The following is an 18,613-nucleotide window of genomic DNA, read 5'->3' as shown; positions in this document are numbered from 1 at the left end:
AATGGCAAAAATCATCGGCATCATTGTCCTGCTGGGCAGCGTCCTCGGCGGCTACCTGCTCTCCGGCGGCAAGATCATGGCCATCGTGCAGCCCTTCGAAGTGCTGATCATCGGCGGTGCCGCGCTGGGCGCCTTCCTCCAGGCGAACCCCGGCAGCACCTTCATGACGGTGCTGAAGAAGGCGCCGAAGATGTTCAGCAACCGCTTCACCCACGTCTTCTACCTGGAAGTGCTGGGGATGCTCTACGAAATCCTCAACAAGAGCCGCCGCGAAGGCATGATGGCCATCGAGGCCGATCTCGAGGAACCCGCTTCCAGCCCCATCTTCAGCAAGTACCCGGCGGTGCTGAAGGACGAGCGCATGACCGCCTACATCTGCGACTACCTGCGCATCATGTCTTCCGGCAACATGGCGCCCCACGAGCTGGAAGGCCTGTTCGACATGGAGCTGGGCAGCCTCAAGGAAGACCTGGAGCACCCGTCCCACGCCGTGACCCGCGTCGCCGACGCGCTGCCCGGCTTCGGTATCGTCGCCGCGGTGCTCGGCATCGTGATCACCATGGCCCTGCTCGGCCAGGGCAGCCAGGCGGAGATCGGCCACCACGTCGCCGCGGCGCTGGTCGGCACCTTCCTCGGTATCCTCGCCGCCTACGGCTTCGTCGGTCCGCTGTCCAACGCCCTGGAGCACGACGCCAAGGAAGAGCTGAACCTCTACGAGGCGATCAAGGCCTGCCTGGTGGCCTCGGCCTCGGGCATGCCGCCGTCGCTGGCGGTGGAGTTCGGCCGCAAGGTGCTGCTGCCGGCGCACCGTCCGAGCTTCTCCGAGCTCGAGCAGGCGGTGCGCGGGCGCTAAGCGATGGATAACAACCAGCCGATCATCGTCAAGCGCGTCAAGCGCTACGCCGCCGGTCACCACGGCGGCTCCTGGAAGATCGCCTTCGCCGACTTCGCCACGGCGATGATGGCGTTCTTCCTGGTGTTGTGGCTGCTGTCCTCGGCCACCCCCGAGCAGAAGAAGGCGATTTCCGGCTACTTCCAGGACCCCATTGGCTTCACCGAGAGCGCCAGCCCCTACGTGATCGACCTCGGCGGCACGCCGACGCCGGCCCCGGACAAGACCCTCAACCCGCAGATCCAGGCGCAGCCGGAGGCGGACGAGACGCGCATCAGCCCGGAGTCGGAGAAGGAGGTCAACCCCGCCGAAGCCGAGCGCCAGGCCGAGCAGATCGAGCACGAGCGCCTGGAGCTGCTGCTCCAGGAATTGCAGAACAAGGTCGACGAGAACCCCACGCTGCGCCGCTTCAAGGAGCAGATCCTGTTCGAGATCACCCGCGACGGCCTGCGCATCCAGATCGTCGACGCCGAGAACCGGCCGATGTTCGACCTGGGCAGCGCGCGCCTGCAGCCGTACTTCGAGGACATCCTGCTGGCCATGGCCGAGACCATCAAGCAGGTGCCGAACAAGATCAGCATCAGCGGCCACACCGACGCCAAGCCCTACGCCGGCGACGAGTTCGGCAACTGGGAGCTGTCGGCCAACCGCGCCAACGCCGCGCGCCGCGCCCTGGTGGCCGGCGGCTATCCGGAAGGGCAGATCGCCCGGGTGGTGGGCTACGCCTCGTCGCAGCTGTTCGACCGCAAGAACCCGCTGAACCCGGTGAACCGGCGCATCGACATCATCGTCCTGACCAAGCGCGCGCAACGCGCCATCGAGGGCCAGGACGGCACCGCCGAGGAGCCGGCGGCCAGCCAGCCGGCCACTTCTCCTGCCGGGGCGGCAACGCCAGCCGGGGCCGCGCCGACGCCGCCCCAGGGCGCCACGCCCGCGTCCCAGCCGCTGCCCGCCGAACAGGTGCGCGAGAAGCTCAACCTGTTCGATGACGGCAAGCTGAAGCTGGACGAGCTGAAGAAGCAGTGAAGGCGGGCCTGGCGCTCCGACAAAGTTGTCGGAGCGCGGGCGCTGATCAGTAATCCGTTTCCGGCAGGCTGGCGAGAATGTGCCGATAACTGGCCATGCGCTGCGGGCTGATGCGGCCTTCCTCCAGCGCCTTGAGCAGCGCGCAGCCGGGCTCGCGGTCGTGCTTGCAGTCGCGGAAGCGGCAGTGCCCGAGCAGGTCGCGGAACTCGATGAAGCCGGCCTCGACGTCGTCGCGGGTGACGTGCCCCAGGCCGAATTCGCGGATGCCGGGGGAGTCGATCAGGTCGCCGCCGGCGGGGAAGTGGAACAGCCGCGCCGTGGTGGTGGTGTGGGTGCCCTTGCCGGTGATCTCCGAGAGGTCGCCGACGCGGGTGTCCACCCCCGGCAGCAGGGCGTTGACCAGCGACGACTTGCCCACCCCGGACTGGCCGACGAACACGCTGACGTGATCGTTCAGCGCCGCGCGCAGGGCGTCCATGGCCAGGCCGTTGAAAGCCGAGACCTCCAGCAGCGGGTAGCCCAGGTCGCGGTAGGTGCCCAGCAGGGCGTCGATCTGCCCGGCGTTCTGCTCGTCGATCAGGTCGGCCTTGTTCAGCAGCAGCAGCGGCTGGATGCCGGCGTGCTCGGCGGCGATCAGGTAGCGGTCGATCAGGTTGGCGTGGGGTTCCGGGCGCGGGGCGAAGACGATGACGATGCGGTCGACATTGGCCGCCACCGGCTTGAGCAGGCCGCGCATGTCCGGGCGGCACAGCTCGGAGGTGCGCGGCAGCTGCGCGACTATCACGCCGATGCCCTGGTTGCCCGGGCGCCAGACCACGCGGTCGCCGGTCACCAGTGGCGGCAGGTTGGCGCGCAGGTGGCAGCGCAGCACCTCGCCGGCGTGCTCGCCCTCCAGCGCCTCGACTTCCACCTGGACGCCGAAGTGGGCGATCACCAGGCCGTTCTGCTCCGGCCCCAGGTCGCCGCCTTCCAGCTCTTCCAGGGCCCGCGACTCGCGCTTGGCGGCACGCGCGGCGCGCTCTTCCTGGATCTTTTCGATGCGCCAGCTCTGCCGGCGGGTGAGATGACGCTTGGCCATAGGGAACCCGAGTGAAAAATCGCCGGCGAGTTTAGCATGCCCCGGCGCGCTTCCCGCTAAACTAGGGGGCTTGAGCCGAGGAGCGCAGCATGCAGAACCCACAGAACCTGATCTGGATCGACCTGGAGATGACCGGCCTGGACCCGGACCGGGACGTGATCATCGAAATGGCCACCATCGTCACCGACAGCGAGCTGAACATTCTCGCGGAAGGCCCGGTGATCGCCGTACACCAGAGCGAGGAGACCCTCGCCGGCATGGACGAGTGGAACACCCGCCAGCACGGCCAGTCGGGCCTGACCCAGCGCGTGCGCGAAAGCACCATCGACGCCGCCCAGGCCGAGGCCATGACCCTGGCCTTCCTGGAAAAGTGGGTGCCCAAGCGCGCCTCGCCGATCTGCGGCAACAGCATCTGCCAGGACCGCCGCTTCCTCTATAGGTACATGCCGAAGCTGGAGGCCTGGTTCCACTACCGCAACCTGGATGTCTCCACCCTCAAGGAACTGGCGGCGCGCTGGGCCCCGCAGGTGCGGGATGGCTTCAAGAAGGGCAATACCCACCTGGCGCTGGACGACATCCGCGAATCCATCGCCGAGCTGCGCTATTACCGCGAGACCTTCATCAAGGTCTGAGTCGCTGGTTTTTCGTAGGAGCGAGCTTGCTCGCGAACGGGGTTTCCAGGTGGCTGAGGTGTGTCGGCTTGGCTCCGCTCCCTCTCCCTAACCCTCTCCCTGAAGGGAGAGGGGACCGTTCGGAGTGCTTGGATGCTCTGGAGTTAGCCGGCAACTCCGATGGTTTCCAGCTGAAACCATTCCTTCTTTCGGCACGGACAAGCCCCCTCTCCCTTCAGGGAGAGGGCTGGGGAGAGGGGCTCTTCAGGACGCGCTCCGAACCCAGCCAGCAGAACCCCTACCGTCCCACCCCATGCCGCCGCAGCGCCCACTCGATGTGCTCGCGCACCAACTCCGACGGAAACTCCCGCCGCGCCTTCAGCGCCTCTATCACTGGAGTGCTCGAAGGTGCATTTGAAGTGCTTTTCGTAGGATGGGTTGAGCTTGCGATACCCATGCGGTCATGGCGATGGGTATCGCTTCGCTCAACGCCATCCTACGGGGCATTGCCGGAAGGTGTAGGGGCGATCCCATGCCGCCGCAGCGCCCACTCGACGTGCTCGCGCACCAACTCCGACGGAAACTCCCGCCGCGCCTTCAACGCCTCTATCACCGGAATGCTCGACGGCGCATTGCCCAGCCCCACCGCCAGGTTGCGCAGCCACCTTTCATAGCTCGCGCGGCGTAGCGGCGAGCCTTCAGTGCGGCTGAGGAACTCGTCCTCGCTCCACAGGAACAGCTCGGCCAACTCGGCATTGTCCAGCCCGTGGCGCGGCTGGAAGTCGCCCTGTTCGCTGGGCCGGGCGAAGCGGTTCCAGGGGCAGACGATCTGGCAGTCGTCGCAGCCGAATACCCGGTTGCCCATGGGCGCGCGCAGCTCCTCGGGGATCGGGCCCTTCAGCTCGATGGTCAGGTAGGAGATGCAGCGCCGCGCGTCCAGCACGTAGGGGCCGACGAAGGCGTTGGTCGGGCAGATGTCCAGGCAGGCGCTGCAGCGCCCGCAGTGCTCGCTGCCGTGGGGCTCGTCCAGGGGCAGCGGCAGGTCGGTGAAGAGTTCGCCGAGGAAGAAGTAGCTGCCGGCCTTGCGGTTGAGCAGCAGGGTGTTCTTGCCGATCCAGCCGAGCCCGGCCTGCTCGCCGATGGCCTTCTCCAGCACCGGCGCGCTGTCGACGAAGGCGCGGTAGCCGAAGGGGCCGACCTCCTGCTGGATGCGCTCGGCCAGCTGCTGCAGGCGCTTGCGCACCAGCTTGTGGTAGTCGCGGCCCAGGGCGTAGCGCGATACGTAGGCCTTCTCCGGCTCGGCCAGGCGCTGCGCCATGCGCGTGTCGCCGGGCAGGTAGTCCATGCGCAGCGAGACCACCCGCAGGGTGCCGGGCACCAGCTCGTCCGGGCGCCAGCGCTTGCTGCCGTGGGCGCCCATGTAGTCCATCTCGCCGTGGTAGCCGGCGGCCAGCCAGCGTTGCAGGTGCTCGCCGTGGCTGGCCAGGTCCAGGCCGCCGATGCCGACCTGCTGGAAGCCCAGCTCGCGGCCCCAGGCCTTGATGCGCTCGGCGATGGCGCTGTAATCGGGTGTGGAATCGTGCATGCGGGGGCGGGAAAGCGGGACCGGGGTAGGTATAATTCTGCCAGACCGCGCCGACCGGCGCCCGATTCCCCGCGGAAACCCGATGAATTCGCACCCTCACGACAGTCTGCCGACCGCGCTGTACAGCGCCCGGCAGGTGCGCGACCTCGACGCGCGCCTGATCGCCGCCGGCACACCCGGCTTCGAACTCATGCAGCGCGCCGCCCACGCCGCCTGGCGCGCCCTGCGCCGGCGCTGGCCGGACGCCGGGCGCCTGACGGTGCTGGCCGGGCACGGCAACAACGCCGGCGACGGCTATCTGGTCGCCGCCCTGGCCCAGCGCGCCGGCTGGAACGTGCGCGTGCTGGCGGTGGGCGACACCGCGCGGCTGGCCGGCGATGCCGCATCCGCCCACGCCGAGGCCCTGGCCGCCGGCGTGACCATCCTGCCCTGGCACGAACACGCCGAACTGCATGGCGTGCTGGTGGATGCGCTGCTCGGCACCGGCCTCGGTGGCGCGGTGCGCGACCCGTACGCGGCGGCCATCGCACGGATCAACGCCAGCGGCCTGCCGGTCCTGGCCATCGACATCCCCTCCGGCCTCAGCGCCGATACCGGCCAGGTGCTGGGCTGCGCGGTGCGCGCCGACCTGACGGTGACCTTCATCGGCCTCAAGTTCGGCCTGTTCACCGGCGAAGGCCCGGACCAGTGCGGCGAGCTGGTCTTCGACGACCTGGCCGCCGACCCCGCGCAACTGCCCGAGGAGGCCCAGGCCACGCGCCTGGCGCCCCGCAGCCTGGCACAGCTGGCGCCGCGGCCGAAGGCGGCGCACAAGGGCCTGTTCGGCCACCTGCTGCTGATCGGCGGCGACCACGGCATGGGCGGCGCCACCCTGCTGGCCGGCGAAGCGGCCCTGCGCAGCGGCGCCGGCCTGGTCTCGGTCGCCACCCGCGCCGCCCACGTGCCGGCGGCGCTGGCGCGCTGCCCGGAACTGATGACCCGTGGTCTGTCCTCGTCCGCCGAGGTGCTGCGCGCCGCCGAGCGCGCCAGCGTGCTGGTGGTCGGCCCCGGCATCGGCCGCAACGCCTGGGGCCGCTGCCTGACCAGCGCCGCGGCGAGCCTGGGCCTGCCCCAGGTGTGGGACGCCGATGCGCTCAACCTGCTGGCCGAGGGCCAGGTGCAGCGCCCGTCGGGCAGCCTGGTGATCACCCCGCATCCCGCCGAGGCGGCGCGCCTGCTGGGCCGCTCCACCGCCGAGGTGCAGGCCGACCGGGCCGCCGCCGCGCGCGAACTGGCCAGCCGCTACCAGGCGGTGGCCGTGCTCAAGGGCGTCGGCAGCCTGGTCGCTGCGCCGGACGGCCGCCTGGCGCTGTGCTCCCATGGTCATCCGGCCATGGCCACCGCCGGCCTGGGGGACGTGCTGTCCGGGATAGTCGGTGCGTTGCTGGCGCAGAAACTGGAACCCTTCGATGCCGCCTGCCTGGCCGTCTGGCTGCACGCCCGCGCCGGCGAAATGCTCGGCGCGCAGGGGCGGGGGCTCGCGGCCAGCGACCTGATCCCTGCCGTTCGTCAGTTGCTCGAGGAGTTCGCCCCATGCCTGAACTGAAGCTGTTCGCCGACGGCGAGGAAGCCATGTACGCGCTGGGCGCGAGGATCGCCCGGGCCACCGGCGGGCGCGGGGTGATCTACCTGCACGGCGACCTCGGCGCCGGCAAGACCACGCTCTCGCGCGGCATTCTGCGCGGCCTGGGCCATGCCGGGGCGGTGAAGAGCCCGACCTTCACCCTGGTCGAGCCCTACGAGCTGGGCGAGGTGCGCGCCTTCCATTTCGATCTGTACCGCCTGGCCGACCCCGAGGAACTGGAATATCTGGGCATCCGCGATTACTTCGAAGGCGACGCCCTGTGCCTGATCGAGTGGGCCGAAAGGGGCGCGGGCATTTTGCCAAAGGCCGACCTGGACATTACCATTACCCCGCAAGCGGGCGGCCGCATGCTGCGCCTGGAACCGCACGGAGTGCGGGGCGAAGCCTGGTGCGCCGTCCTGGCTACGGGAGCATGAGAAAAAACATGGGTTGGGGGTTGCGCCTTCGGGCGCTGTTGGCCGGGTTGTTCATCCTGCTGGCGCTGGGCGCCGGCGAGGTTCTTGCCGCCGCGCAAATCACGCAGATCAAGAGCGTGCGCCTGTGGCGCGCACCGGACAACACGCGCCTGGTGTTCGACCTGTCCGGCCCGGTGCAGCACAGCCTGTTCACCCTCAGCGCGCCGAACCGCATCGTCATCGACCTCAATGGCGCGCAACTGAGCACCGCGCTGAACCAGCTCAAGCTGAAGAACACCCCGATCACCTCGGTGCGCTCGGCGCAGCGTTCGCCCACCGACCTGCGCCTGGTGCTGGACCTCTCGGCCCAGGTGACGCCCAAGAGTTTCGTCCTGCCGCCCAACCAGCAGTACGGCAACCGCCTGGTGGTGGACCTCTACGACCAGGGCGCGGACATCACCCCCGACGTGCCCGCCACGCCCACGCCTAACCAGCCGGCCACCCCGGTGACGCCGACGCAGCCGGTGGCCAAGGCGCCGGTGCCGGCCGGCGGCAAGCGCGACATCATCATCGCCATCGACGCCGGCCACGGCGGCGAGGACCCGGGCGCCTCCGGCCCGAACGGCCTGCACGAGAAGAACATCACCCTGTCGATCGCCCGCGAGTTGCAGCGGCAGATCAACCAGATGAAGGGCTTCCGCGCCGAGCTGACGCGTACCGGCGACTACTTCATCCCGCTGCGCGGGCGCACCGCCATCGCGCGCAAGAAGGGCGCCGACCTGTTCGTCTCCATCCACGCCGACGCCGCGCCCAGCCGCAGTGCCTTCGGCGCCTCGGTGTTCGCCCTCTCCGACCGCGGCGCCACCTCCGAGACCGCGCGCTGGCTGGCCGACAGCGAAAACCGTTCCGACCTGATCGGCGGCGACGGCAGCGTCAGCCTCGACGACAAGGACCACATGCTCGCCGGCGTGCTGCTCGACCTGTCGATGACCGCCACCATGTCCTCCAGCCTGGACGTCGGGCACAAGGTGCTGACCAACGTCGGCCGCGTCACCTCGCTGCACAAGAACCGCGTCGAGCAGGCCGGCTTCATGGTGCTGAAGTCGCCGGACATCCCGTCGATCCTGGTGGAGACCGGCTTCATCTCCAACCCCGGCGAGTCGCGGAAGCTCAACAGCGCCTCGCACCAGCAGGCCCTGGCCCGCTCCATCGCCGCCGGCGTGCGCCAGTACTTCGTGCAGACGCCGCCGCCGGGCACCTACATCGCCTCGCTGCGCGACGGCGGGCAGATTTCCAGCGGGCCGCGCCAGCATGTGGTGCGCGCCGGCGAGAGCCTGTCGATGATCGCCGCGCGCTACGACGTGAGCATGGCCACCCTGCGCAGCACCAACAACCTGAAGACCGATAGCGTGCGCATCGGCCAGGTGCTGAACATCCCCGCGACCTCCCTGGCGGCGCAGCAATGAACGATTCACGCCGCATCCAGCTGCTCAGCCCGCGGCTGGCCAACCAGATCGCCGCCGGCGAGGTGGTCGAGCGCCCGGCCTCGGTGATCAAGGAACTGCTGGAGAACTGCCTGGACGCCGGCGCCCGGCGCATCGACGTCGAGGTGGAACAGGGCGGCATCAAGCTGCTGCGGGTACGCGACGACGGCGGCGGCATTCCTGCCGACGACCTGCCGCTGGCCCTGGCGCGCCACGCCACCAGCAAGATCCGCGAGCTGGAAGACCTCGAGGCGGTGATGAGCCTGGGCTTCCGCGGCGAGGCCCTGGCCTCGATCAGCTCGGTGTCGCGGCTGACCATGACCTCGCGCACCGCCGACGCCGAGCAGGCCTGGCAGGTGGAGACCGAGGGCCGCGACATGCAGCCGCGGGTGCAGCCGGCGGCGCATCCGGTGGGCACCAGCGTCGAGGTCCGCGACCTGTTCTTCAACACCCCGGCGCGGCGCAAGTTCCTGCGCGCCGAGAAGACCGAGTTCGACCACCTGCAGGAAGTCATCAAGCGCCTGGCCCTGGCCCGCTTCGACGTGGCCTTCCACCTGCGCCACAATGGCAAGACCATCTTCAGCCTGCACGAGGCCGCGGACGAGGTTGCCCGCGCGCGCCGCGTCGGCGCCGTGTGCGGCCCGGCCTTCCTCGAGCAGGCGCTGCCCATCGAGATCGAGCGCAACGGCCTGCACCTGTGGGGCTGGGTCGGCCTGCCGACCTTCTCCCGCAGCCAGCCGGACCTGCAGTACTTCTACGTCAACGGCCGCATGGTGCGCGACAAGCTGGTCGCCCACGCGGTGCGCCAGGCCTACCGCGACGTGCTCTACAACGGCCGCCACCCGACCTTCGTGCTGTTCCTGGAGGTCGACCCGGCGACGGTGGACGTCAACGTGCACCCGACCAAGCACGAAGTGCGCTTCCGTGACAGCCGCATGGTCCACGACTTCCTCTACGGCACCCTGCACCGGGCGCTCGCCGAGGTACGCCCGGACGACCAGCTGGCGCCGCCGGGGGCCACCTCCCTGACCGTCCCGCGCCCCACCGGGCAGGCCGCCGGGGAATTCGGCCCGCAGGGCGAGATGAGCCTGTCGGACAAGGTGCTGGAGGCCCCGGCCGCGGCGCGCAGCTGGAGCGGCTCCGGTGGTTCCGGTTCCGGCGGCGGCTATTCCTACCAGCCGCAGCGTCAGGAAATACCCCCGGTCGCCGAGGCCCAGGGCGCCTACCGCGCCTATTTCGCGCCGCTGCCGGAACAGGCCGCGACGGCCGTGCCCCAGGCTCTGCCGGAAAGCGCCCAGGATGTCCCGCCGCTGGGCTACGCCCTGGCCCAGCTCAAGGGCATCTACATCCTCGCCGAGAACGCCCACGGCCTGGTGCTGGTGGACATGCACGCGGCCCATGAGCGCATCACCTACGAGCGCCTGAAGATCGCCATGGACAGCGAAGGCTTGCGCGGCCAACCGCTGCTGGTGCCCGAATCCCTGGCGGTGAGCGAGCGCGAGGCCGACTGCGCCGAGGAACACGGCGGCTGGTTCAGCCGGCTCGGCTTCGAACTGCAGCGCCTGGGCCCGGAAAGCCTGGCGATCCGCCAGGTTCCCGCGCTGCTCAAGCAGGCCGAGGCGACCCAGCTGGTGCGCGACGTGCTTGCCGACCTGCTGGAATACGGCACCAGCGACCGCATCCAGGCGCATCTCAACGAACTGCTCGGGACCATGGCCTGCCACGGCGCGGTGCGCGCCAACCGGCGCCTGACGCTGCCGGAGATGAACGCCCTGCTGCGCGACATGGAAATCACCGAGCGCAGCGGCCAGTGCAACCATGGCCGGCCCACCTGGACACAGCTGGGCCTGGACGAGCTGGACAAACTCTTCCTGCGCGGGCGCTGAAATAAAGCCAGCGTTAAGCCAAGTGCAGTAAACTGCGCGCCAATCGATTCAGCGCGCGGTATGCACGCGCCCGTTCTGCCGAAGAGTTGCCGATGTCCTCCCTGCCTCCCGCCATCTTCCTCATGGGCCCGACCGCCGCCGGCAAGACCGACCTGGCGCTGGAGCTGGCGCGGCTGCTGCCCATCGAGCTGGTCAGCGTCGACTCGGCGCTGGTCTACCGTGGCATGGACATCGGCACGGCGAAGCCCTCGAAGGAAATCCTGGCCGAATTCCCGCACCGCCTGATCGACATCCGCGATCCGGCCGAAAGCTATTCGGCGGCGGAATTCCGCGCCGATGCCCTGGCGGCCATGGCCGAGATCACCGCGGCGGGGCGCATCCCCCTGCTGGTCGGCGGCACCATGTTGTATTTCAAGGCATTGCTGGAAGGTATGGCGGACATGCCCAGCGCCGATCCGGCGGTGCGCGCCGAGCTGGAAGCCTGGGCCGCGGCCGAGGGCTGGGCAGCGCTGCATGCCGAATTGCAGCGGGTCGATCCGGAATCGGCGGCGCGCATCCACCCCAACGACCCGCAACGCCTGGTCAGGGCGCTGGAAGTGCAACGCGTCAGCGGCTTGTCGATGAGCGACCACCGCCGCCGCCAGGCGGCTGAAAATGCCGGTGCCAGCGCGCCAGGCGCGGCGCAATTACCGTATACTGTGGCGCAACTGGCGATTGCACCTCAGCAGCGCCAGGTACTGCACGCGCGAATCGCGCAACGTTTTCGTCAGATGCTGGAACAGGGCTTCATCGCCGAGGTCGAAGCACTTCGCGCGAGAGACGACTTGCACGCCGCTCTGCCATCCATTCGTGCCGTGGGCTACCGACAGGTATGGGAATACCTCGAGGGCAAACTGTCCTACGCTGAGATGGAGGAGCGCGGCGTGATTGCCACCCGGCAACTAGCCAAGCGCCAGTTCACCTGGCTGCGCAGCTGGGGCCATCTACACTGGTTGGACAGTCTGGCAGGCGACAATCTGCCGCGTGCCTTGAAATATCTTGAGGCGGTCTCCATATAGGTTCGAGACCATAATTCAGCCGTCTATCCTTGGGGTTACCGACGGCAACAAGCCATTCGACTACTACTAAATCTATTGATTCCCTAAAGGAGTGCGGCATATGTCAAAAGGGCATTCGCTACAAGACCCTTACCTGAATACCCTGCGAAAAGAACGCGTACCGGTCTCCATCTACCTGGTGAACGGTATCAAGCTGCAAGGTCAGATCGAATCCTTCGACCAGTTCGTGATTTTGCTGAAGAACACTGTCAGCCAGATGGTCTACAAGCACGCCATTTCCACCGTCGTGCCCAGCCGTCCGGTGCGTCTGCCCAGCGGCGATCAACCGGCCGAGCCGGGCAACGCTTGACGGTAGCCCGCCTTGTTCTTTGAGCGCCCGGGTGGTGGGGAACGGGCCATTCTGGTTCATCTGGAAGGTCAGGACCCCGAGGCGCGCGAAGACCCGCAGGAATTCCAGGAGCTGGCCCGTTCGGCGGGCGCGGAGTCGGTGGCATTCGTCAACGTTTCGCGCCATCAGCCGTCGGCCAAGTTCCTGATCGGCAGTGGCAAGGTCGATGAGCTGCGCGACCTGGTGCAAGTCCAGGACGTCGAGCTGATCATCTTCAACCACACCCTCACGCCCAGCCAGGAACGCAACCTCGAACGCGTCCTCGAATGCCGGGTGCTCGACCGTACCGGTCTGATTCTCGACATCTTCGCCCAGCGCGCCCGCACCCATGAGGGCAAGCTGCAGGTGGAGCTGGCGCAGCTCGAACACATGAGCACGCGCCTGGTGCGCGGCTGGACCCACCTGGAAAGGCAGAAGGGCGGTATCGGCCTGCGCGGTCCCGGTGAAACCCAGCTGGAAACCGACCGCCGCCTGCTGCGCGCCCGCATCCGCCAGATCAAGCAGCGCCTGGAGAAGGTCCGCAGCCAGCGCGAACAGGCCCGCCGTGGCCGGCGCCGGGCGGAAATCCCCTCGGTTTCCCTGGTCGGCTATACCAACGCCGGCAAGTCCACGCTGTTCAACGCCCTGACCACTTCCGAGGTCTACGCGGCCAACCAGCTGTTCGCCACCCTCGACCCGACCCTGCGCCGGCTCGAGCTGGAGGACGTCGGCCCGGTCGTGCTGGCCGATACCGTGGGTTTCATCCGCCACCTGCCGCACAAGCTGGTCGAGGCCTTCCGCGCTACGCTGGAAGAGTCGAGCAACGCCGACCTGCTGCTGCACGTGATCGATGCCCACGAGCCGGAGCGCGACGCGCAGGTGGAGCAGGTGCACGCGGTGCTGACCGAGATCGGCGCCAACGAACTGCCGATGCTCGAGGTGTACAACAAGATCGACCTGCTGCCGGACATGGACGCGCGAATCCAGCGCGACGAGAGCGGCAAGCCGGTGCGGGTCTGGCTCTCCGCCCGTGACGGGCGCGGGCTGGAACTGCTGGAAAAGGCGGTGGCCGAGCTGCTGGGCGACGACCTGTTCGTCGGCACGCTCTGCCTGCCGCAGCGCCTGGGGCGCCTGCGCGCGCAGTTCTTCGAACTGGGCGCGGTGCAGTCCGAGGACCATGACGAGCAGGGACGCGCCGTTTTGCAGGTTCGCCTGCCGCGTGTCGAGTTGAACCGCCTGGTCAGCCGCGAGGGATGGCAGCCGGCGGAGTTCATTGCGCAACACACTTTGCAATAAAGCCCGGAACGGTGCTTTTGGCACCGGGCGGGGCATTCGGTAGCATGGGTGGTCGCGCCGCTGGCGCGTTTCGCGTTACTAGATGGAGAGCGCTATGGCTTGGAATGAGCCGGGTGACAACTCGAACAAGAACGATCAGGACCCCTGGGGTGGGCGCCGTGGCGGCGGCCGCCAGGGCCCTCCGGATCTCGATGAGGCCTTCCGCAAGCTGCAGGACAGCCTCAATCGCATCTTCGGCGGCAAGAAACCGCGCGGCGGCAGCCCCGTCGGCGGCAAGGGCGGTGGCCTGGGCCTGTTCGGCATCGGCCTGGCCGTGCTCGCCGTGCTCTGGCTGTACAACGCCATCTACGTGGTGGACGAGCAGGAGCAGGCGGTGATCCTGCGCATGGGCAAGTACTACGACACCGTGGGCCCGGGCCTGAACTTCTACTTCCCGCCGATCGACAGGAAGTTCCAGGAGAACGTCACCCGCGAGCGTGCCTACAGCAAGCAGGGGCAGATGCTCACCGAGGACGAGAACATCGTCGAGGTCCCGCTGACCGTGCAGTACAAGGTCAGCAACCTGAAGGACTTCGTGCTCAACGTCGACCAGCCCGAGGTCAGCCTGCAGCACGCCACCGAGAGCGCCCTGCGCCACGTGGCCGGCTCCACCACCATGGACCAGATCCTCACCGAGGGCCGCGAACAGATGGCCACCGAGGTGCGCGATCGCCTGCAGCGCTTCCTGGACACCTACAAGACCGGTATCACCGTGACCCAGGTGAACATCCAGAGCGCCGCCGCCCCGCGCGAGGTGCAGGAAGCCTTCGACGACGTGATCCGTGCCCGCGAAGACGAGCAGCGCGAGAAGAACCAGGCCGAAGCCTACGCCAACGGCGTGGTGCCCGAAGCCCGCGGCCAGGCCCAGCGCATCATCGAGGAAGCCAACGGCTACCGCGACGAGGTGGTTGCCCGAGCCGAGGGTGAGGCCGACCGCTTCAGCAAGCTGGCCGGCGAATACCGCAAGGCGCCGGAGGTCACCCGCGAGCGCCTGTACCTGGACACCATGCAGGAGGTCCTGTCGCAGAGCAGCAAGGTGCTGGTCACCGGGCAGCAGGGGCAGAACAACCTGATCTACCTGCCGCTGGACAAGATGATCGACGGCCGTGGCTCGGCGACGCCGGGCAGCGGCGCGGCGGGTACGACGAGCAGCACGCCGGACATCGGCTCGCGGGTCGCCAGCGACCTGCAGCAACGTGACCTGCGCACCAGGGAGAGCCGCTGATGAGTAACAAGTCCCTGATCGCCCTGATCGCCGCCGTGGTGGCTGCCGTGGCGCTGTGGAGCAGCATCTACGTGGTGCAGCAGACCGAGCGCGCGGTGCTGCTGCGCTTCGGCCGCGTGGTCGAGTCGGACGTGCAGCCTGGCCTGCACTTCAAGATTCCCTACGTCAACCAGGTGCGCAAGTTCGACGGCCGCCTGCTGACCCTGGACTCGCCGACCCAGCGTTTCCTCACCCTGGAGAAGAAGGCAGTGATGGTCGACGCCTACGCCAAGTGGCGTGTGGCCGATGCCGAGCGCTTCTATACCGCGACCTCGGGCCTCAAGCAGATCGCCGACGAGCGCCTGTCGCGGCGCCTGGAAGCCGGCCTGCGCGACCAGTTCGGCAAGCGCACCCTGCACGAGGTGGTGTCCGGCGAGCGTGACGCATTGATGGGCGACATCACCGCGTCGCTCAATCGCATGGCGCAGAAGGAGCTGGGCATCGAGGTCATCGACGTGCGCGTCAAGGCCATCGATCTGCCGAAGGAAGTCAACCGCAGCGTGTTCGAGCGCATGAGCACCGAGCGCGAGCGCGAGGCCCGCGAGCATCGTGCCAAGGGTCGCGAACTGGCCGAGGGTATCCGCGCCGACGCCGACCGCCAGCGTCGCGTGCTGTTGGCCGAGGCCTATCGGCAGTCCGAGGAAACCCGCGGTGAGGGCGACGCCAAGGCGGCGGCGATCTACGCCAAGGCCTACAACCAGGACCCGGAGTTCTATGCCTTCACCCGCAGCCTCAAGGCCTACCGCGACAGCTTCGCCGACAAGAAGGACGTCCTGGTGCTGAGCCCGGACAACGAGTTCTTCCGTTATCTGGAGAAGTCCAAGCCCTGAGTGGGTTCTCCGGCGGGCGGCAGCGCCCGCCGGAGAAAACGTGTTATCATGGGTCAGCCGGGAAATCCCGGCTTTTTTGCGTCCGCGAGATTTATGTACAGAGAGCCATGTGGCAGGAATTCGGCAAAGCGTTCTGTCTGTTGCTGGTGCTGGAGGGCATCCTCCCTTTCCTGTATCCGCGTGGCTGGCGTGAGGCCGTCAGCGGGCTCGGTCGCTTGGACGACCGGCGCCTGCGGCTCATCGGGCTGGGCAGCATGCTGCTCGGCACCGGCCTTCTTTACTGGATTCACTAGATGAATTGCCGCCCGGCTGAAAGGGGAGAGGCGACATGGCAACGGTAGACCGCTGGCTGCTGCCAGATGGGATCGAAGAAGTGCTGCCACCTGAGGCGGCGCGCGTCGAAGCAGCCCGCCGTCAGGTGCTGGACCTGTTCCAGCGCTGGGGTTACGAATTCGTCGTCACCCCGCACATCGAATACCTGGAGTCCCTGCTGACCGGTGCCGGCCAGGACCTGGACCTGCGTACCTTCAAGGTCACCGACCCGGCCTCGGGCCGGCTCATGGGCTTCCGCGCGGACATCACGCCGCAAGTGGCGCGCATGGACGCCCACAGCCTGCGCCGCGAGGGCCCTAACCGCCTGTGCTACGCCGGCAGCGTGCTGCATGCCCGCCCGCGCGCCCTGGCCACCTCGCGCAGCCCGATCCAGCTGGGTGCCGAGCTCTACGGCGACGCCAGCCCGGCGAGCGACGTCGAAGTCATCAGCCTGATGCTCGACATGCTGGCCATGGCCGAGGTGCCGGACGTGCACATGGACCTCGGCCACGTCGGCATCTACCGTGGCCTGGCCCGCGCCGCCGGCCTGTCCGGCGAGGCCGAGCAGGCCCTGTTCGACGCCCTGCAGCGCAAGGCGGTGGATGAAGTTGCCGCGCTCACCGAAGGCCTGCCGGCCGAGCTCGCCGGCATGCTTCGCGCCCTGGCCGAGCTGTGCGGCAGCCGTGAGGTGCTGGAGCAGGCCGCCGCAGTGCTGGCCGATGCGCCGGCGGTGGTGAAGGCCGCCCTGGCGGATCTGGTCGCCATCGCCGACTCCCTGGCGCAACGCTTCCCGCAGCTGCCGTTGTACTTCGACCTCGGCGAGCTGCGCGGCTACCACTATCACACGGGGGTGGTGTTCGCCGCCTTCGTGCCCGGCGTCGGCGAGTCCATCGCCCAGGGTGGTCGCTACGACCACATCGGCGCCGACTTCGGCCGTGCGCGGCCGGCCACCGGCTTCTCCACCGACCTGAAGACCCTGGTGACCCTGGGCCAGGTGCAGCTGGACGCGCCGGTGCAAGGCATCTGGGCGCCGGCCGAAGGGGCCGGCCTCTGGCAGGCGGTGCAGCAGCTGCGCCGCGACGGGCGGCGCGTGGTTCAGGCGCTGCCCGGGCAGGATGCGGCTTCGGCGCGCGAGGCGGGTTGCGATGCGCAACTGCAGCTGCGCGAAGGCAATTGGCAGGTGGTGCCCTTCTGACCCGTGATCGACGGGCACCGCGAGTTTCCGCCGGCCGAGGCCGGCACCGAATATCCACGATGGGGACAAGTGTTATGGGTAAGAATGTCGTAGTCCTGGGCACCCAATGGGGTGATGAGGGCAAAGGCAAGATCGTCGACTTGCTCACCGACCAGGCTGCTGCCGTGGTTCGTTACCAGGGCGGCCACAACGCCGGCCACACCCTGGTGATCGACGGCGAGAAGACCGTGCTGCACCTGATTCCGTCGGGCATCCTGCGCGAAGGCGTGCAGTGCCTGATCGGCAACGGCGTGGTGCTGGCGCCCGACGCGTTGATGCGCGAGATCGCCAAGCTGGAGGAGAAGGGCGTACCGGTGCGCGAGCGCCTGCGCATCAGCCCGTCCTGCCCGCTGATCCTGTCCTTCCACGTCGCCCTCGACCAGGCGCGCGAGAAGGCCCGCGGCGACGCCAAGATCGGCACCACCGGCCGTGGGATCGGCCCGGCCTACGAAGACAAGGTCGCCCGTCGCGGCCTGCGCGTGGCCGACCTGTTCCACCGCGAGCGCTTCGCCGCCAAGCTGGGCGAACTGCTGGACTACCACAACTTCGTCCTGCAGAACTACTACAAGGAGCCGGCGGTCGACTTCCAGAAGACCCTCGACGAGTGCATGGGCTACGCCGAGCAGCTCAAGCCGCTGCTGGCCGACGTCACCAGCACCCTGCACGACCTGCGTCGCGCCAGCCAGAACATCATGTTCGAAGGCGCCCAGGGCTCGCTGCTGGACATCGACCACGGCACCTACCCGTTCGTCACCAGCTCCAACACCACTGCCGGCGGCACCGCCACCGGCTCCGGTTTCGGCCCGCTGTTCCTGGACTACATCCTCGGCATCACCAAGGCCTACACCACCCGCGTCGGTTCCGGCCCGTTCCCGACCGAGCTGTTCGACGAAGTGGGCGCCTACCTGGCGAAGAAAGGCCACGAGTTCGGCGCCACCACCGGCCGTGCCCGCCGTTGCGGCTGGTTCGACGCCGTGATCCTGCGTCGCGCCATCGAGATCAACAGCCTGTCCGGCCTGTGCCTGACCAAGCTGGACGTCCTCGACGGCCTGCAGACCGTGCGCATCTGCACCGGCTACAAGAACGCCGCCGGCGAACTGCTGACCGACGCGCCGACCGACGCCGACAGCTACATCGGCCTGCAGCCGGTGTACGAAGACCTGCCGGGCTGGAGCGAATCCACCGTCGGCGCCAAGACCCTGGAAGCCCTGCCGGCCAACGCCCGCGCCTACATCAAGCGCATCGAGGAGCTGGTCGGTGCGCCCATCGACATCATCTCCACCGGCCCGGACCGCAACGAGACCATTGTCCTGCGCCATCCGTTCGGCTGATCCGTCGCGGCGCTAGCCGCTGCGAAGGGTGTGAAAAGCCGCTTCTCCTGATGGGGAAGCGGCTTTTTCGTTTGGGGCTGGGGCTCTTCGTAGGAGCGGGCCCTGCCCGCGATTCGCGCGCAGGGCGCGCTCCTACAGGGGAATGGCGTGGGTGGGGTTGCGTAGGAGCGGATCTTATCCGCGATTCGCGCCGGTATGTCCGGTTATCGCGGACGGAGTCCGCTCCTACGGCCGTGCTTCCCGGGAACCGTTGGCGTTATACCCTCCGGGGGGCTGAAATTGTAGGAGCGAGCTTGCTCGC

17 protein-coding genes and 1 pseudogene are annotated in these 18,613 nt (G+C 68.3%); 15 read left to right on the top strand and 3 right to left on the bottom strand.

Going from position 1 to position 18,613, the window contains the following annotated elements:
* The first annotated feature begins 1 nt into the window (after position 1).
* Both motA and motB read left to right on the top strand, forming a co-directional pair.
* Positions 2–853, top strand: a complete 852-nt coding sequence (gene motA, locus PcP3B5_RS27775) for a flagellar motor stator protein MotA (RefSeq protein WP_009613496.1) — start codon at positions 2–4, stop codon at positions 851–853.
* Between the two features lie 3 nt (positions 854–856).
* The gene (motB, locus tag PcP3B5_RS27770) at positions 857–1,918 is read left to right on the top strand and encodes a flagellar motor protein MotB (RefSeq protein ID WP_061562959.1); all 1,062 of its coding nucleotides are present in this window, start codon (positions 857–859) and stop codon (positions 1,916–1,918) included.
* Between the two features lie 46 nt (positions 1,919–1,964).
* On the opposite strand, the gene rsgA is transcribed toward motB, so the two are convergent.
* Positions 1,965–2,996, bottom strand: coding sequence for a small ribosomal subunit biogenesis GTPase RsgA (gene rsgA / locus PcP3B5_RS27765; RefSeq protein WP_043268582.1), 1,032 nt, complete (start codon positions 2,994–2,996; stop codon positions 1,965–1,967).
* A gap of 89 nt (positions 2,997–3,085) precedes the next feature.
* Between rsgA and orn the strand changes: the two genes are divergently transcribed.
* On the top strand, positions 3,086–3,628 hold the full coding sequence (gene orn, locus PcP3B5_RS27760; RefSeq protein WP_061562958.1) for an oligoribonuclease: 543 nt from the start codon (positions 3,086–3,088) through the stop codon (positions 3,626–3,628).
* A gap of 277 nt (positions 3,629–3,905) precedes the next feature.
* On the opposite strand, the pseudogene PcP3B5_RS31755 reads toward orn, so the two are convergent.
* Both PcP3B5_RS31755 and queG read right to left on the bottom strand, forming a co-directional pair.
* Positions 3,906–4,022, bottom strand: a pseudogene (locus PcP3B5_RS31755) (tRNA epoxyqueuosine(34) reductase QueG); the annotation flags it as partial.
* Positions 4,023–4,103: 81 nt separating this feature from the next.
* Positions 4,104–5,192: a tRNA epoxyqueuosine(34) reductase QueG gene (gene queG, locus PcP3B5_RS27755; protein WP_061562957.1), complete on the bottom strand. Its 1,089-nt coding sequence runs from the start codon at positions 5,190–5,192 to the stop codon at positions 4,104–4,106.
* 82 nt (positions 5,193–5,274) lie between these two features.
* Between queG and PcP3B5_RS27750 the strand changes: the two genes are divergently transcribed.
* The 12 genes from PcP3B5_RS27750 (at position 5,275) to PcP3B5_RS27695 (ending at position 18,312) form a co-directional block, all read left to right on the top strand.
* The gene (locus PcP3B5_RS27750) at positions 5,275–6,777 is read left to right on the top strand and encodes a bifunctional ADP-dependent NAD(P)H-hydrate dehydratase/NAD(P)H-hydrate epimerase (RefSeq protein WP_061562956.1); all 1,503 of its coding nucleotides are present in this window, start codon (positions 5,275–5,277) and stop codon (positions 6,775–6,777) included.
* Positions 6,765–7,232 carry a tRNA (adenosine(37)-N6)-threonylcarbamoyltransferase complex ATPase subunit type 1 TsaE gene (gene tsaE, locus PcP3B5_RS27745; RefSeq protein ID WP_043268590.1) on the top strand — a complete coding sequence of 156 codons (468 nt, stop codon included), beginning with the start codon at positions 6,765–6,767 and terminating at the stop codon, positions 7,230–7,232. Before PcP3B5_RS27750 ends, tsaE begins: the two co-directional genes overlap by 13 nt.
* A gap of 8 nt (positions 7,233–7,240) precedes the next feature.
* On the top strand, positions 7,241–8,677 hold the full coding sequence (gene amiB / locus PcP3B5_RS27740; protein WP_043316880.1) for an N-acetylmuramoyl-L-alanine amidase AmiB: 1,437 nt from the start codon (positions 7,241–7,243) through the stop codon (positions 8,675–8,677).
* Positions 8,674–10,581 carry a DNA mismatch repair endonuclease MutL gene (gene mutL / locus PcP3B5_RS27735; RefSeq protein WP_061562955.1) on the top strand — a complete coding sequence of 636 codons (1,908 nt, stop codon included), beginning with the start codon at positions 8,674–8,676 and terminating at the stop codon, positions 10,579–10,581. Before amiB ends, mutL begins: the two co-directional genes overlap by 4 nt.
* Before the next feature lie 92 nt (positions 10,582–10,673).
* Positions 10,674–11,639, top strand: coding sequence for a tRNA (adenosine(37)-N6)-dimethylallyltransferase MiaA (miaA, locus tag PcP3B5_RS27730; protein ID WP_058488202.1), 966 nt, complete (start codon positions 10,674–10,676; stop codon positions 11,637–11,639).
* A 100-nt stretch (positions 11,640–11,739) separates the two neighbouring features.
* Complete coding sequence (gene hfq / locus PcP3B5_RS27725) at positions 11,740–11,988, top strand: RNA chaperone Hfq (protein ID WP_003095657.1); 249 nt, start codon at positions 11,740–11,742, stop codon at positions 11,986–11,988.
* 12 nt (positions 11,989–12,000) lie between these two features.
* On the top strand, positions 12,001–13,302 hold the full coding sequence (hflX, locus tag PcP3B5_RS27720) for a ribosome rescue GTPase HflX (RefSeq protein ID WP_043316877.1): 1,302 nt from the start codon (positions 12,001–12,003) through the stop codon (positions 13,300–13,302).
* Between the two features lie 94 nt (positions 13,303–13,396).
* A complete protein-coding gene (hflK, locus tag PcP3B5_RS27715) occupies positions 13,397–14,566 on the top strand; it encodes an FtsH protease activity modulator HflK (RefSeq protein WP_009613468.1) in 1,170 nt (389 codons plus the stop codon).
* Entirely contained in the window at positions 14,566–15,435 is an 870-nt protein-coding gene (gene hflC, locus PcP3B5_RS27710) for a protease modulator HflC (protein ID WP_009613467.1), read from the top strand. The genes hflK and hflC overlap by 1 nt, the downstream gene beginning before the upstream one ends.
* 107 nt (positions 15,436–15,542) lie before the next feature.
* Positions 15,543–15,728 carry a DUF2065 domain-containing protein gene (locus PcP3B5_RS27705; protein ID WP_009613466.1) on the top strand — a complete coding sequence of 62 codons (186 nt, stop codon included), beginning with the start codon at positions 15,543–15,545 and terminating at the stop codon, positions 15,726–15,728.
* Positions 15,729–15,763: 35 nt separating this feature from the next.
* Complete coding sequence (locus tag PcP3B5_RS27700; protein WP_061562954.1) at positions 15,764–16,942, top strand: ATP phosphoribosyltransferase regulatory subunit; 1,179 nt, start codon at positions 15,764–15,766, stop codon at positions 16,940–16,942.
* Between the two features lie 74 nt (positions 16,943–17,016).
* A complete protein-coding gene (locus tag PcP3B5_RS27695) occupies positions 17,017–18,312 on the top strand; it encodes an adenylosuccinate synthase (RefSeq protein ID WP_009613464.1) in 1,296 nt (431 codons plus the stop codon).
* The last annotated feature ends 301 nt before the right edge of the window (positions 18,313–18,613 follow it).

Origin of the sequence: Pseudomonas citronellolis (assembly GCF_001586155.1) — a bacterium.
GTDB lineage: Bacteria > Pseudomonadota > Gammaproteobacteria > Pseudomonadales > Pseudomonadaceae > Pseudomonas > Pseudomonas citronellolis.
This window is presented reverse-complemented; position numbering and strand designations above follow the sequence as displayed.